At 72.8% G+C, this 12718-nt stretch carries 15 protein-coding genes; 8 read left to right on the forward strand and 7 right to left on the reverse strand.

All coding sequences use genetic code 11. The features are described 5' to 3' along the window. Positions 1 to 13 precede the first annotated feature (13 nt). Genes N912_RS0106215 through N912_RS0106225 form a run of 3 tightly spaced genes read right to left on the reverse strand, consistent with a single transcriptional unit; the run spans position 14 to position 2342 of the window. On the reverse strand, positions 14 to 760 hold the full coding sequence (locus N912_RS0106215) for an amino acid ABC transporter ATP-binding protein (protein ID WP_037062885.1): 747 nt from the start codon (positions 758 to 760) through the stop codon (positions 14 to 16). Then, positions 757 to 1500 carry an amino acid ABC transporter permease gene (locus tag N912_RS49845; RefSeq protein WP_051579747.1) on the reverse strand — a complete coding sequence of 248 codons (744 nt, stop codon included), beginning with the start codon at positions 1498 to 1500 and terminating at the stop codon, positions 757 to 759. The genes N912_RS0106215 and N912_RS49845 overlap by 4 nt, the downstream gene beginning before the upstream one ends. Then, complete coding sequence (locus tag N912_RS0106225) at positions 1497 to 2342, reverse strand: substrate-binding periplasmic protein (RefSeq protein WP_028921762.1); 846 nt, start codon at positions 2340 to 2342, stop codon at positions 1497 to 1499. The genes N912_RS49845 and N912_RS0106225 overlap by 4 nt, the downstream gene beginning before the upstream one ends. Before the next feature lie 193 nt (positions 2343 to 2535). Between N912_RS0106225 and N912_RS0106230 the strand changes: the two genes are divergently transcribed. From N912_RS0106230 to N912_RS0106245, 4 genes are read left to right on the forward strand one after another with little or no spacing between them, the layout of a single operon-like run. After that, on the forward strand, positions 2536 to 3312 hold the full coding sequence (locus N912_RS0106230) for a DeoR/GlpR family DNA-binding transcription regulator (protein WP_028921763.1): 777 nt from the start codon (positions 2536 to 2538) through the stop codon (positions 3310 to 3312). Further along, entirely contained in the window at positions 3309 to 4733 is a 1425-nt protein-coding gene (locus N912_RS0106235) for an FGGY family carbohydrate kinase (protein ID WP_028921764.1), read from the forward strand. The genes N912_RS0106230 and N912_RS0106235 overlap by 4 nt, the downstream gene beginning before the upstream one ends. Beyond that, entirely contained in the window at positions 4730 to 6109 is a 1380-nt protein-coding gene (locus tag N912_RS0106240) for an NAD(P)/FAD-dependent oxidoreductase (RefSeq protein WP_028921765.1), read from the forward strand. The genes N912_RS0106235 and N912_RS0106240 overlap by 4 nt, the downstream gene beginning before the upstream one ends. Further along, positions 6106 to 7350 carry an NAD(P)/FAD-dependent oxidoreductase gene (locus tag N912_RS0106245; protein WP_028921766.1) on the forward strand — a complete coding sequence of 415 codons (1245 nt, stop codon included), beginning with the start codon at positions 6106 to 6108 and terminating at the stop codon, positions 7348 to 7350. The genes N912_RS0106240 and N912_RS0106245 overlap by 4 nt, the downstream gene beginning before the upstream one ends. A 177-nt stretch (positions 7351 to 7527) precedes the next feature. On the opposite strand, the gene N912_RS0106255 is transcribed toward N912_RS0106245, so the two are convergent. Together N912_RS0106255 and N912_RS0106260 are read right to left on the reverse strand one after the other, a co-directional pair. Next, on the reverse strand, positions 7528 to 8415 hold the full coding sequence (locus N912_RS0106255; RefSeq protein ID WP_028921767.1) for a dihydrodipicolinate synthase family protein: 888 nt from the start codon (positions 8413 to 8415) through the stop codon (positions 7528 to 7530). A gap of 83 nt (positions 8416 to 8498) precedes the next feature. After that, positions 8499 to 9113 (reverse strand): LysE family translocator, encoded by a 615-nt coding sequence (locus tag N912_RS0106260; RefSeq protein ID WP_028921768.1) that lies wholly within the window; start codon positions 9111 to 9113, stop codon positions 8499 to 8501. Positions 9114 to 9222: 109 nt separating this feature from the next. Between N912_RS0106260 and N912_RS65050 the strand changes: the two genes are divergently transcribed. The 3 genes from N912_RS65050 to N912_RS63295 all read left to right on the forward strand — a co-directional run bounded on the left by N912_RS65050 (position 9223) and on the right by N912_RS63295 (position 10721). After that, positions 9223 to 9735: a CGNR zinc finger domain-containing protein gene (locus N912_RS65050; RefSeq protein WP_211261136.1), complete on the forward strand. Its 513-nt coding sequence runs from the start codon at positions 9223 to 9225 to the stop codon at positions 9733 to 9735. Between the two features lie 2 nt (positions 9736 to 9737). Continuing rightward, the gene (locus N912_RS0106270; protein WP_028921769.1) at positions 9738 to 10184 is read left to right on the forward strand and encodes a GNAT family N-acetyltransferase; all 447 of its coding nucleotides are present in this window, start codon (positions 9738 to 9740) and stop codon (positions 10182 to 10184) included. 363 nt (positions 10185 to 10547) lie between these two features. Further along, positions 10548 to 10721 (forward strand): hypothetical protein, encoded by a 174-nt coding sequence (locus N912_RS63295; RefSeq protein ID WP_156993203.1) that lies wholly within the window; start codon positions 10548 to 10550, stop codon positions 10719 to 10721. 13 nt (positions 10722 to 10734) lie between these two features. Here N912_RS63295 and N912_RS0106280 read toward each other — a convergent pair whose 3' ends face one another. Further along, positions 10735 to 11172, reverse strand: a complete 438-nt coding sequence (locus tag N912_RS0106280; protein WP_028921771.1) for a MerR family transcriptional regulator — start codon at positions 11170 to 11172, stop codon at positions 10735 to 10737. A 23-nt stretch (positions 11173 to 11195) separates the two neighbouring features. Here N912_RS0106280 and N912_RS0106285 point away from each other — a divergent pair, with 23 nt between their 5' ends. Continuing rightward, a complete protein-coding gene (locus N912_RS0106285) occupies positions 11196 to 11906 on the forward strand; it encodes an SDR family oxidoreductase (protein ID WP_028921772.1) in 711 nt (236 codons plus the stop codon). Between the two features lie 2 nt (positions 11907 to 11908). Here N912_RS0106285 and N912_RS49855 read toward each other — a convergent pair whose 3' ends face one another. After that, positions 11909 to 12541, reverse strand: coding sequence for a TetR/AcrR family transcriptional regulator (locus N912_RS49855; RefSeq protein WP_028921773.1), 633 nt, complete (start codon positions 12539 to 12541; stop codon positions 11909 to 11911). Between the last annotated feature and the right edge of the window lie 177 nt (positions 12542 to 12718).

Raw genomic sequence — 12718 nt, forward strand, 5'->3', positions numbered from 1 at the left:
GGCGTCCCTCCGCTCAGAACCGGACGGCGTCGACGAACGACCGCAGCTCCGGGTTCTCCGACGCCTCGAACGCCTCCCTCGGGTCGGCGTCCACCGCGATCGAGCCGTTCGAGAACAGCAGCACCCGGTCCGCCGCCTTCGCCGCGAAGGCCATGTCGTGGGTGACCAGCGCGACGCTGATCCCCTCGTCGCGCTTGAGCCGGCTGAGCACGCCGAGCACCTCGGCGGCCACCGGCGGGTCCAGCGCGGAGGTGATCTCGTCGCAGAGCAGCAGCTTCGGGCGCATCATCAGGGCGCGCGCGATCGCCACCCGCTGGCGCTCGCCGCCGGACAGCCGCGCCGGGCGGCTCTCCAGGTGCCCGCTCATGCCCACCTCGTCGAGCACCTCGGTGGCCCGCGCCCGCACCGCCTTGCGGGACTCCTTGAGCACCCGGGTCGGCGCCAGCGCCAGGTTCTCCAGCACCGTCATGTGCGGCCACAGCGTGTAGCTCTGGAACACCATGCCGATGACCGCGCGCGCCCGCGCCCACTCCGGGGTGTGCTCGCCGTCGGCGAAGACGCGCTCGCCGGCCAGCTCGATCACGCCGTCCTCCGGCTCGGTCAGCCCGGCGATCACCCGCAGCAGCGTGCTCTTGCCGGACCCGCTGCGGCCCACCACCACGGTGATCTCGCCGGCGCGCAGCTCGCAGGACACGTCGTCGAGCACCGGCCGCTCGCCGAAGGACTTGGTCACGCTCCGCAGCGACACCAGCGGCGTCATGTCCCGGCCCCCGCGCGCGCCAGGGTCGGCAGTTTGAACCGACCGCGCGGCGGTGGCTCGCCGCCGGACCGGCGCCGCTCCAGCGCGCTGACCACGAGCGAGACCGGGAACGCGACCACGAAGTACATCGCGGCGGCCACCGTCAGGATCTCCAGGGACCGGTAGGACTGCACGGCCTGCGTGTTGGCGGCCATCATCAGGTCGGCGACGCCGATCGTCGAGACCAGCGCGGTGTCCTTGAACGAGTTGATGTTCAACGACAGGATCACCGGCAGCTGTTGGCGCAGCGTCTGCGGTACGATGATCATGCGTATCTGGTCGACCCGGCTGATCCGCAGCATCCGGGCCGCCTCGATCTGCTCCACCGGAACGGCCTGGAACCCGCTGCGGTAGGCCTCGGCCATCTGCGCGGTCAGGTTGCAGCTCAGCGCGATGATCGCGGCGGTGAACCCGGGGATGGTGATGCCGGCCAGGCTGGGCAGCGCGTAGAAGATCCAGAACAGCTGGATCAACAGCGGCGTGCAGCGGAAGATCTCGATGTAGCCCTGCGCGACCCAGCGCACCAGCTCGAAGTCGGACATCCGGGCGATCGCCACCGGGACGGCCGCCACCATGCTGATCGCGACGGTGATCACGGTGAGCAGGAACGTGGTGCGCAGGCCCTCGAGGATGAACGGCAGCGCGTCGGCCGCGACCGACCAGTCCGGGCGGTAGTCCCCGGCGGCGAGCAGCAGCGTCATTTCGCCAGGCCTCCCAGCTTGTGCTCGCCGACGTACCCGACCTCTTCGAAGGCGCGGTCACGCTGGCCGCTGTCCTGGGCCATCAGGATCGCCGCGTTGATGGTGTCCAGCGAGCGGCGGTCGACCCCGGCGGGCAGCCCGAAGCCCACGTTGGCCAGCCAGACCGGCGGGTCGGCCCGCACGATCGCCAGCGCGTTGTCGGCCCTGGCCTGGCCCTCGGCGGTGCCCAGGTCGGTGAACTCGGCGATGGCCCTCTTGTCCTTGACAGCCTGGATGGCGTTGGGCCAGGTGTCCACGCTCAGGGTGGTGGCGCCGGCCGCCTTGACCGCGGCCTCGTGCGCGGAGCCCTGCGAGGCGGCGATGAGCTGCTTGGCGCCCAGGATCTGCTCGCTGGTCGCGAACTCGGAGTCCCTGCGGACCACGAACACGCCAGGGTCCTTGTAGAACGGGTCGGCGAACTGGATCGACAGCGAGCGCTCCAGGGTCACGTCCAGGCCGGCCGCGATGTCGTAGCGGTTCGCCTGCAGGCCGGCCACGATGGTCCCCCAGGTCGCGCTGACCGGGGTCAGCTTGACCTTGAGCTGGCCGGCGAGCTGTTGCAGCGGCAACAGCATCGGCCCGCTCCACGAGCCGTCCGCGTTCTGGGTGACCATCGGCGGGAAGGCCGCGACCCCGACCCGCAGCTCGCCCCGCTGCTTGACCTGGGCGATCCAGTCCCCGCTCGGCGACTCGGACCCGCCACCGCCACCGCCGCCTCGGGCCCCCGCTCCGAGATATCCGCAGACCAGGCTGATGACGATCATCGCCAGGATCAGCAGCGACGTCTTCTTCGACGACTTCATGATTCTCCCTTGGCCTTGTGCCGAGAGCCCTCCGGGGACGGGACGTAAGTGCAAACTGTTGACAGCGGATCGTGTCCGGTGGCCGGGCGGCTGTCAACGCAAGCGGCCACAGCTTGACAGCCAAGTCCTCGATAGTCCACAGTTCCAGGCAAATTCAGGCAGAAAACGTCGAAAACCCACGGAGGCCGGCCGCGTGTTACCCGCCGAACGGCACAGCCGGATCCTGGACCTGCTGCGCTCGATGCGCACCGTCAGCACCGACGACCTGGTGCAACGGCTGGACGTGTCACCGGAGACGATCAGGCGCGACCTGGCCGAGCTGGAGCGGCGGGGCGAGCTGCGGCGGGTGCACGGCGGGGCGGTCGAGGCGAAGGCGGCGACCGGCGAGGAGGCCTCGTTCGGCGAGCGCCTGGTCACCCGGACCGAGGCCAAGGTCGTCATCGGGCGGCTCGCGGCCGGGCTGGTCTCCCCCGGCCAGACGGTGATCATCGACGTGGGCACCACCGCGCTGGAGGTCGCGAGGGCGCTGCCCGCCGACTTCCACGGAACCGTGGCGACGTGCTCGCTGCTGGCGGCCACCGAGCTGGTCGGCCGGCCGGGTCTCACGGTTCTGGTCTCCGGTGGCCGGTTGAGGGGCGGTGACCTGGCGCTGTCCAACGCGCACGCCGTCGGGTTCTTCGCCGACCTGCACGCGGACGTGGCGTTCCTGGGCTCGGGCGGGCTGGACGCCGCGCACGGGCTGACCGACTACCACCTCGACGAGGTGGCCACCCGGCGGACCATCCTGGCGAACTCGCAGCGCGCGTTCGTGCTGGCCGATGCGGCCAAGCACGGCCGGGTGGCGCCGCACCGGGTGTGCGGGCTGGACGCGCTGGCCGGCCTGATCACCGACGGACCGCCGGACGATGAGCTTGCGCGTGCGCTGGAGCGGGCTGGGGCGGCCGTGCACGCCGGGTCGGTGGGCTCGTGAGCATCCTCGCGATCGACCAGGGCACGTCGGCGACCAAGGCCGTGGTGGTCGACGACGCCGGCGCGGCGCTCGCGGTGGCCGAGGAGCCGGTGCGGCCGAGGTACCTGCCGGGCGGCGGCGTCGAGCACGATCCTGGCGCGCTGTGGGACTCGGTGCTCACCGCCGGGCGGCGGGCGCTGGCGCGGGCCGGTGGCCAGGTGCGCGCGGTGGCGCTGGCCAACCAGGGCGAGACCGTCCTGGCCTGGGATCCGGCCACCGGCGAGCCGCTGTCGCCCGCGATCGTCTGGCAGGACCGGCGCTCCGAGGCGGTGTGCGCCGAGCTGTCCGCGCACGCGGAGCGGATCGCCCAGCGCACCGGCCTGGTGCTGGACCCCTACTTCTCCGCGCCGAAGATGGCCTGGCTGCGGCGCACGCTGACCGGCCGGGGCGTGGTCACCACCACCGACACCTGGCTGGTGCACAAGCTGACCGGCGAGTTCGTCACCGATGCGGCGACCGCGAGCCGCTCGCTGCTCACCGGGCTGGACACGGCGGACTGGGACGGCGAGCTGCTGGAGCTGTTCGGGCTCGCGGACGAGCGGCTGCCGCGGATCGTCGGCTGCGACGAGGTGGTCGGCGAGACCGGCGCGTTCGGTGACCTGGTTCCGGTGGCCGGGCTCGTCGTGGACCAGCAGGCCGCGCTGCTGGCGGAGGGCTGCACGACGGCCGGCGACGCCAAGTGCACCCTGGGGACGGGTGCGTTTCTGCTGGTCAACGTGGGTGAGCGGACGGTTCCCTCGGCGACGGGGCTGACCACCTCGGTGGCCTGGCGGGCGCGCGGGAGCACGCCGCGGTGTGTGGACGGGCAGGTGTACACGGCGGCCTCGGCGCTGGACTGGGTGCGCCAGCTCGGCCTCCTCGACCGGCTGACCGACCTGGACGAGCTGGGCGTCGACGACACCGACGGCGTGCTCTGCGTGCCCGCCCTGGCCGGCCTCGCCGCGCCGTGGTGGCGGTCCGACGCCAGGGCGGCGTTCGTCGGGATGGGCCTGAGCACCCGCGCCGAACACCTGGTTCTGGCCGTGGTCGAAGGCATCGCCGCCCAGATCGCCGAGCTGGTCGACCTGGTCGCGCGCGACCTCGGCACGCCGCCGGACCGGCTGCGGGTGGACGGCGGGCTGACCCGCTCGGCCGCCGTCTCCCAGGCCATCGCCGACCTGCTGCGGATACCCGTGGAGGTGTACCCCTCGCCGCACGCCACCGCGCTCGGTGCGGCCGCGCTGGCCAGGCTGGCCGTCGAACCCGGGCTGGCCCTCGCCGACGCCGTGCCCGGGTGGAGCCCATCGCGGGTGCTCGAACCCCGGTGGCCGGAGCGGCGCACGCGGGAGTTCCGGGAGCGCTGGCTGGCCACCGCCGAGGCGACGCTGCCGGTGCGCCGATGAGCGCTGCCACGACCTACGACGTGGCGGTGGTCGGCGCCGGCGTGGTGGGCGCCGCGATCGCCCGCGAGCTGTCCGGCCACGACCTGACGGTCGCGCTCGTCGAGGCCCGCGAGGACGTCGGCGACGGCACCAGCAAGGCGAACACCGCGATCCTGCACACCGGGTTCGACGCCACCCCGGGCACGCTGGAGTCCCGGCTGGTGCGCGACGGGTTCCACCTGCTCAGCCGCTACGCCGAGCGCACCGGCATCCCCGTCGAGCGCACCGGCGCGCTGCTGGTGGCCTGGACCACCGAGGAGCTGGCCGCCCTGCCCGAGCTGCGCGCCAAGGCGATCCGCAACGGCTACCGCGAGTGCGTGATCGTGGACACCGCCGAGGTGTACCGCCAGGTGCCCGCGCTCGGCCCGGGCGCGCTCGGCGGGCTGACGGTGCCCGACGAGTCCATCACCTGCACCTGGACCGCCACCCTGGCGCTGGCCACCGACGCGGTCCGCCGGGGCGCCGCGCTGCTGACGCGCCACTCGGTGGGTTCGGCTCGGGTCGGCGAGCACGCCACCGTGCTGGCCACCACCGGCGGCGAGGTGCGGGCCCGGTGGGTGGTCAACGCCGCCGGGCTGGCCGGCGCCGAGCTGGACCGGATGTTCGGCTACGGCAGGTTCACCGTCACCCCCCGCAGGGGCGAGCTGCTGGTGTTCGACAAGCTGGCCCGCCCGCTGGCCCCGCGCATCGTGCTGCCGGTGCCCAGCTCCCGGGGCAAGGGCGTGCTGATCAGCCCGACGATCTACGGCAACGTGATGCTCGGCCCCACCTCCGAGGACCTCACCGGCGGCCCGGACACCGCGACCTCGGAGCGCGGCGTCGAGTTCCTGCTCGGAAAGGGACGCGCCCTGATGCCCACCCTGCTCGACGAGGAGGTGACCGCGAGCTACGCCGGGGTGCGGGCCGCGATCGACCGCCCCGACTACCTCGTCGAGGCGGACCCCGCCCGGCGGTACGTGCTGGTCGGCGGGATCCGCTCCACCGGGCTGACCGCGTCGATGGCCATCGGCGAGCACGTGCGCGACCTGCTCGCCGGGGCGGGCCTGCCGCTGCGCCCGCGCCGGGGGCTCCCGCCGCCACCGGCCATGCCCAACCTGGGCGAGGCGTCCACCCGGCCCTACCAGGATGCCGACCGCATCGACGCCGACCCGGCGTACGGCCGGCTGGTGTGTTTCTGCGAGCGGGTCACCGAGGGCGAGATCCGCGACGCCTACGCCGCCACCATCCCGCCGGCCACGCTGGGCGGGCTGCGGCGGCGGACCCGGGCCATGAACGGGCGCTGCCAGGGCTTCTACTGCGCCGCCCGGGTGGCCGAGCTTGCGGGCGGGCACCGGTGACCGGACCCGCCGTGGTGATCGTCGGTGCCGGGCCGGCCGGACTCACCGCCGCCGCCCGGCTGGCCGGTCGGGTGGGCGGCGAGGTCCTGGTCCTGGACCGGGAACGCCATGCGGGCGGCATCCCCCGGCACAGCGACCACCCTGGCTACGGCATCCGCGACCTGCGGACGTTCCTGAGCGGGCCGGCGTACGCGCGGCGGCTGGTGCGCGCGGCCGTCCGGGCCGGGGCGACGATACGGACCGAGACCAGCGTGACCGGCTGGGCGGGCGAGCGGACCCTCGAGGTGACCGGCCCTGACGGGCGCGCGCTGCTCACACCGGAGGCGATCGTGCTGGCCACCGGCGCCCGCGAGCGGCCCCGCGCGGCGCGGCTGGTACCCGGTGACCGGCCGAGCGGCGTGCTCACCACCGGCCAGCTGCAGAACCTGGTGCACCTGCACCACGGCCGGGTGGGCGAGCGCGCGGTGGTGGTCGGCGCCGAGCTGGTCAGCTGGTCGGCGGTGCTGACGCTGCGGGCGGCCGGGTGCCGGACGGTGCTCATGGTCAGCCGCCACCGCCGGCCCAAGGCCTACGCGGCGTTCACCCTGCTCGGACGGGTCGGCCTGCGCACGCCGGTGGCGGCGCGGAGCCGGGTCGCGCGGATCATCGGCGGCTCCTCGGTGGAGGCGGTCGAGCTGGAGGACCTGGCAACCGGGGCGCGCCGGCGGGTCGGGTGCGACATCGTGGTGTTCACCGGCGACTGGATCCCGGACCACGAGCTGGTGCGCCTCGGCGGGCTCGAACTGGACGGGGCCACCCTCGGCCCCCGGGTGGACACCGCGCTGCGCACCAGCCGGCCGGGGGTCTTCGCGGCCGGGAACCTGGTGCACGCCGTGGACACCGCCGACGTGGCGGCCCTCGACGGCCGGCACGTCGCCGACCAGGTGCTGCGCTACCTCCACCGTCCCGGCGAGCTCGCCGCACCGGCCATCGGGATCCGGGCGGAGCGGCCGCTGCGTTGGGTGGCCCCCAGCCTGCTGCGCGCGAACGACCCGGCGCCGCCGAGGCACCGGCTGCTGTTGTGGACCGACGAGCACGTGCGCCTGCCGCGCGTCGAGCTGCACCAGGGCGGCCGCCGGATCGCGCACCGCGTGCTGCCCTGGCCGGCCTCCCCCGGCCGAGTCTTCCGCGTCCCCAGCGACCTGCTCAGCTCCGCCGACCCGCTCGGTGGGGACATCACCATCTCGCTGCGGCGGAGCTAGGCCGTGTTGAGAAAGCCCCTGATCGCGGTCTTCGCGCCCAGGCGGCCCCTGGCGGCGTTGTCGGCAAGCCCGGGTACAACCCCGGTACCCGGGCTCACCTCCGCCTTGCCAGGAACCACCTGGATCACGAAGCCCATCGACCTGGACTTCCTCAACACGGCCTGGCAGGTGGGCCGCTCAGCCGCGCAGGCCGGCCCGCTCCAGCAGCTCGGTCAGCACCTTGATCTTGTGCTCGGGCAGCCGGCGGTAGGGCTCGCGGGGCGGCCCCAGCGGCACGCCGACCAGCTCGGCGGCGGCCTTGGCGCTGGCCGCGTAGCCCTCCTTGCCCAGGAAGTCCAGCACGTTCCACAGCCGCCGGAACAGCTCGTGCGCCTCGGCCTGCCGCCCCTCCCTGGCCAGCTCCCACAGCCGCACGCACTCCTTCGGCGCGAAGTTGACGGCGCCCAGGATCGTGCCGTCCGACCCCGCCGCGAACGCCGGCAGCACCAGCGTGTCCCAGCCGACGAACACGGACAGCCGGTCGCCCAGGTTGAAGATCAGGTCGAACGCCTGCTCCAGGGAACCGGAGGTGTCCTTGACGTAGCGCACGGCGTCGGTGCGGGCGAGAAGATCGTTATAGAACGTTCTATCCAGGTTCATGCCGGTCACCGCCGGCAGGTTGTACGCGACCACCGGCACGCCCGCCGCCCGGCCGACCGCCTCGAAGTAGTCCATCACCTCGTCACGGGTCGGCGGCTCGTAGAACGGCTGCACGGCCAGCACCGCCGAGGCGCCGTGCTCGCCCGCGTGCCGGGACAGCTCCACCGCGTCCGCCGTCCTGGTCGCCCCGGTCTGCGGCACCACCGGCACCCGGCCGTTGGTGTGCTCCAGCACCACCTCGTGCAGCCGCTTGCGTTCGTCCAGGGTCAGCGCCGCGAACTCGCCGGTGCTGCCGCCTGGCACGAGGCCGTGCACGCCGTTGTCGATCAGGAAGTCGACGTGGTCACGCAGCCGGGCCAGGTCGAGCTCGCCGTTCTCGGTGAACGGGGTCGACAACGCGCCTATCACACCGCCGAGCTGAGCCATCGTGCTCCTTCCAGAGGCCGCAAAGTGTAAACAGTTTACATTTTGAGGACGGGTTGCAGGGGTGTCAAGGGCTGCGCCCGGGCTCAGCCGGCGAGGACGTCGGCCAGCAGCACGGCGGCGAGCCCGCCGAAGACGACCCCCGCCCCGACGCTCACGACGGTCGCGGCGGCGCCGCCGGGCGCCAGGGTCGCCGCGAGCCGCCCCGCCGCCAGGCCGATGACGCTGTCGACCGCCAACCCGACCAGCAGGAACAGCAGGCCGAGCGTCAACAGCTGCCCGGTGACGGGGCCGTGACCGGGCCTGACGAAGCTCGGTAGGAACGCCGCGAAGAAGAGGATGATCTTGGGGTTGGCGAGGTTGGTCAGGACGGCGCGGCGCAGGATTCGCCGGGAGGCCGGCGGGGTGCGGGCGGTCAGCCCGGCGCGCCTGGCCGACCGCAGGGTGTCGACCGCGAGCCATCCGAGATACCCGGCGCCGGCCAGTCGGATGACGTCGAGAGCCCAGGAGGCGCTGGAGACCAGGGCGGCGAGGCCGAGCGCCGCCGCCGTCACGTGCACCGCCATGCCCAGCGCCATGCCCGCCGCGGAGACCACCCCGGCCCGCCGGCCGCGGTCGGCGGCTACCGCGACGATGTAGGCCATGTCCGGCCCCGGCGCGATCGCGATCACCAGCACGGCGGCGAGGAATCCGGGCAACACCGCGGGGTCGAGGATGACGGCCCTCCAAGTAACGCACTAGACGTCATCTGTACGTTATCGAGCGCCCGTCGCAACGCGCAAGATGGAGCCAGTGCGTTACGGTGTCGGCGTGGCCGTCACGGTTCGGGCGATGGCGCCCGCGACGCTCGTGGAGATCGTCAACGAGTGGGGGACCGTCCCCCGCGAGGTCGCCGGCGAGCGGGACCGGCCGTATCCATCGGGCCGAGGCCTTGACGACGACGCGCCGCGGCGGGTGGCCGACCGGGTCCATCCGATCTTCGCCTCGGCCACCGCCGCTGAGGCCGCCGAGCTGGTGAACGTCCTGCTCACCGAGACCGCCGTGGTCCCCCTCGTCGTCCTCGCCGACGGCCGGCCCGAGGCGCTCTGGGCGGTCGACCGGCCGGGCGATGCGCTGCTCGCCTCGGCGGCGTTGACGCTGCGCGACCACCTGGACCGGCACGGCTTCACCCGGCTCGGCACCTGCGCCGGCAGCCGCTGCGCCGACGTCTACATCGACACCTCGCCCACCCGTGACCGCCGCTACTGCTCCACGACCTGCCAGAACCGTGCCCGCGCGGCCGCGTTCCGCCGCCGCCACGCCGGGTCTCGTCGTAGCGTGTGACCATGCCTCATCGACCTGCCCACACCGAGGACGTGCCGGCGCTGCGCGAGCTGGCCCGGCGAGCGTACGCGGCATACGTCCCCAGGATCGGCCGCGAGCCAGCGCCGATGGCGGCCGACTACGCCGCCGCGGTGGCCGACGGACACGTCTGGGTCGCCGAGGACGGTGACCGGATCGCCGGCCTGCTGGTGCTGATCCCGGAGGCCGACCACCTGCTGCTGGAGAACGTGGCGGTCGACCCGGACTTCCAGGGCACCGGCGTGGGCGCCGAGCTGCTCGCACTCGCGGAGACCCAGGCCAGGTCGCTCGGGCTCAACGCGATCCGGCTCTACACGAACGAGGCGATGACGGAGAACCTCGCCTACTACCCACGACGCGGCTACGTCGAGACCCATCGCGCCGCGCAGGACGGCTTCAACCGCGTCTTCTTCACCAAAAGCCTGAGCTGATCGTCGAACGGGACGCAAGTCCGTTTTCGATCAAGGAACTACCGGACTGGCGTCCCGCTCGACGTCCGACCAGCACCAGACCGTTGACGTATCCGCAGGTCAGAACCCGTGAGTGGTTAGCGGTGTCATAGCACCGCTAACCACTCACGGGCTCTGAACAGGCGGTTTGCTCGTGCGAGCGCAAACCGTAAGGAGAGGATCGCCCGCCTTCGTCAAAAGCCTCACTTGGGCGCCACCCGTCCGGGCGTACCTGGTCACCGAGCGCATAGCCCAGGCCCGACCGGGGTACTGGCGGGTCATGTCGATCGTGATCACTGGTCGCGCACCGCGCCATCCGGCCGCGCGCGAGTGAGGAGCCCGGCCATGGTGTGGTTCGTCCTGCTGTTCGCGCCCGCGTTGCTGGCCGCCGCCGTCGTGCTCGAACGTTTCGAACACCGCCTGCTGGCCGACCACTCACGGCTCAAACCCCCGGCCGAACTGCCCTCCGTCACCGACCTGGTGCGCCGTCGCGCCGCGCACCGAGGCAGAGCCGCCTGAGCCGTCCGAACGCCTAGCGCACGGGCGCCCAAAGCCGGTCGGCGTCGCCGGCGGCGAGCCGCCCCCGGTAGACGTCGATCTTGTGGTCGATGAGCTGGAGGTTCTCCCGGAGCTCGGCGAGCTTGGTGAGCACGTCGGCGCGGTGGGACTCCATGAGCGCGAGCCGCTCCTCCTCGTTGCCGTGACCGGCGGCCACGAGCTGGGCGTAGCGCCGGATCGTCTTGATCGGCATGCCGGTGGCCCGCAGCCTGGTGCAGACGGTGATCCAGTCCAGATCGAGCTGCTGGTAGCGCCGCCGGCCGCCGGCGGTGCGGTCGACGGCGGTGACGACCAGGCCGGCACGTTCGTAGTAGCGCAGGGTGTGCACGCTGACCCCGGTGCGGCGGGCGGCCTCGGCGATGCTCAGGCCCGCCCGCGCAGGCTCGGCGCTCGGCGGCTTGACTTCGAGCATGCTCTAAATTCTAGCGTCGAGGCATGACAGCGACACTGATCACCGGAGCGAACAAGGGCCTCGGCTTCGAGACGGCCCGCCGGCTGGTTGCCGAGGGCCACACCGTCTACGTCGGCAGTCGGGACGCCGAGCGCGGCCGCCGGGCCGCCGAACGGCTGGGCGCGCGGGCGGTCCAGCTCGACGTCACCGACGACGCGTCCGTGGCGGCCGCCGCCAAGACCGTCGAGGCCGACGGAGGGCTCGACGTGCTGGTCAACAACGCGGGCATCGCCATCGAATGGGGACCCGACGACGGCGTGATCGGCGCCGGCGAACTGACCGCCGACCTGATGCGCCGCACGTTCGACACGAACGTCTTCGGTGTCGTGCGCGTGCTGCACGCGTTCCTGCCGCTGCTGCGGCGCTCCCCCGACCCCGTCGTGGTCAACGTCAGCAGCAACCTGGCCTCGCTGACCCGGGCCTCGGACCCAGGCTCACGCGCGTACGCCTACCCGGGCGTCGCCTACCCGGCCTCGAAGACGGCCGTCAACATGATCACCGTGCAGTACGCGAAGGCGTTCCCGACCATGCGGATCAACGCCGTGGAGCCCGGCTTCACCCAGACCGACCTGAACCGCAACACGGGCCTGCAGACCGTCGAGGAGGGCGCCGAGATCATCGTGCGGATGGCCCTGGTGGGCCCCGGCGGCCCGACCGGGCACTACGTCGACGCCAACGGCCACATCCCCTGGTGACGCTAGTCGATGATCAGGGACAGCAGGTTGTCGACGTAGCGCCACTGCGGCGCGGGATCTCGCGGCGTGGGGTTGGCGTGGTAGAGCGCGACGAGCCCGTGCGTGGAGACGAACACCATCGTGCCGGCCTGCTGGCTCGGCTGGCGGAGGCGGTGGCCGGCCTTCTCGCAGCGCTCGAAACCGGCCACGAACAGGGCGACGATGCGGCCGAGCGGGGTCGTGCTCGGATCGGCCGGCACCGGTTCGCCGGCGTTGTGGCGGCGGAACAGGATCCGGTAGTGACCCGGTTTGGCGACCGCGAAGTCGTAGTACGCCCGTAGCCCCGCGCGCAGCCGACCGACCGGGTCGTCCTCGGAGACGGTCGCGCTGGCGCGCTCGACCAGCTGGTAGACCCTGTCGCACTCGTGCTCGTGCAGGCCGTCGGCGAGCTCGTCGAGGTTGCGGAAGTGCTGGTAGATGCTGCCCGGCACGACCCCCGTCGCCCGCGCGACGCCTCGGATGCTCAGCCCCGCCTCGTCGCCGAGCTCGCACAGCAGGCGGCTGGCGGCGTTGAGGATCTCGGTGCGGAGCTGCTCCCCCTCGCCCCAGCGGTTGCGGGTCCGCTCCGGCCGCCCGGCCACGCCCTGCGTCGTCACGCCAGCCATTGTCCCCGAGCGCCTTGCCTCGACTCAGCGAACGATCGTACAGTAACTTGCTGAACGAACGTGCACTAAATAGTGGCTCCTGCTCATGGAGGTGCGGATGCCGCAGGCGGGCGCTCGGGAGGACGGCGGGGGCTCGTCATCGGGCGGATGGCTGGTGCCGCTGCTGGT

It is taken from the genome of Actinospineispora acaciae DSM 45401, assembly GCF_000620785.1.
Taxonomy (GTDB): domain Bacteria; phylum Actinomycetota; class Actinomycetes; order Mycobacteriales; family Pseudonocardiaceae; genus Pseudonocardia; species Pseudonocardia acaciae.

Excerpts from the sequence above, each read along its gene's own strand:
- N912_RS0106240 (WP_028921765.1), top strand. The coding sequence starts at position 4,730 with ATGAGCGCTGCCACGACCTACGACGTGGCGGTGGTCGGCGCCGGCGTG.
- N912_RS49845 (WP_051579747.1), bottom strand. The coding sequence starts at position 1,500 with ATGACGCTGCTGCTCGCCGCCGGGGACTACCGCCCGGACTGGTCGGTC.
- N912_RS0106270 (WP_028921769.1), top strand. The coding sequence starts at position 9,738 with ATGCCTCATCGACCTGCCCACACCGAGGACGTGCCGGCGCTGCGCGAG.
- N912_RS0106215 (WP_037062885.1), bottom strand. The coding sequence starts at position 760 with ATGACGCCGCTGGTGTCGCTGCGGAGCGTGACCAAGTCCTTCGGCGAG.
- N912_RS0106225 (WP_028921762.1), bottom strand. The coding sequence starts at position 2,342 with ATGAAGTCGTCGAAGAAGACGTCGCTGCTGATCCTGGCGATGATCGTC.
- N912_RS0106255 (WP_028921767.1), bottom strand. The coding sequence starts at position 8,415 with ATGGCTCAGCTCGGCGGTGTGATAGGCGCGTTGTCGACCCCGTTCACC.
- N912_RS0106285 (WP_028921772.1), top strand. The coding sequence starts at position 11,196 with ATGACAGCGACACTGATCACCGGAGCGAACAAGGGCCTCGGCTTCGAG.
- N912_RS63295 (WP_156993203.1), top strand. The coding sequence starts at position 10,548 with ATGGTGTGGTTCGTCCTGCTGTTCGCGCCCGCGTTGCTGGCCGCCGCC.
- N912_RS0106280 (WP_028921771.1), bottom strand. The coding sequence starts at position 11,172 with ATGCTCGAAGTCAAGCCGCCGAGCGCCGAGCCTGCGCGGGCGGGCCTG.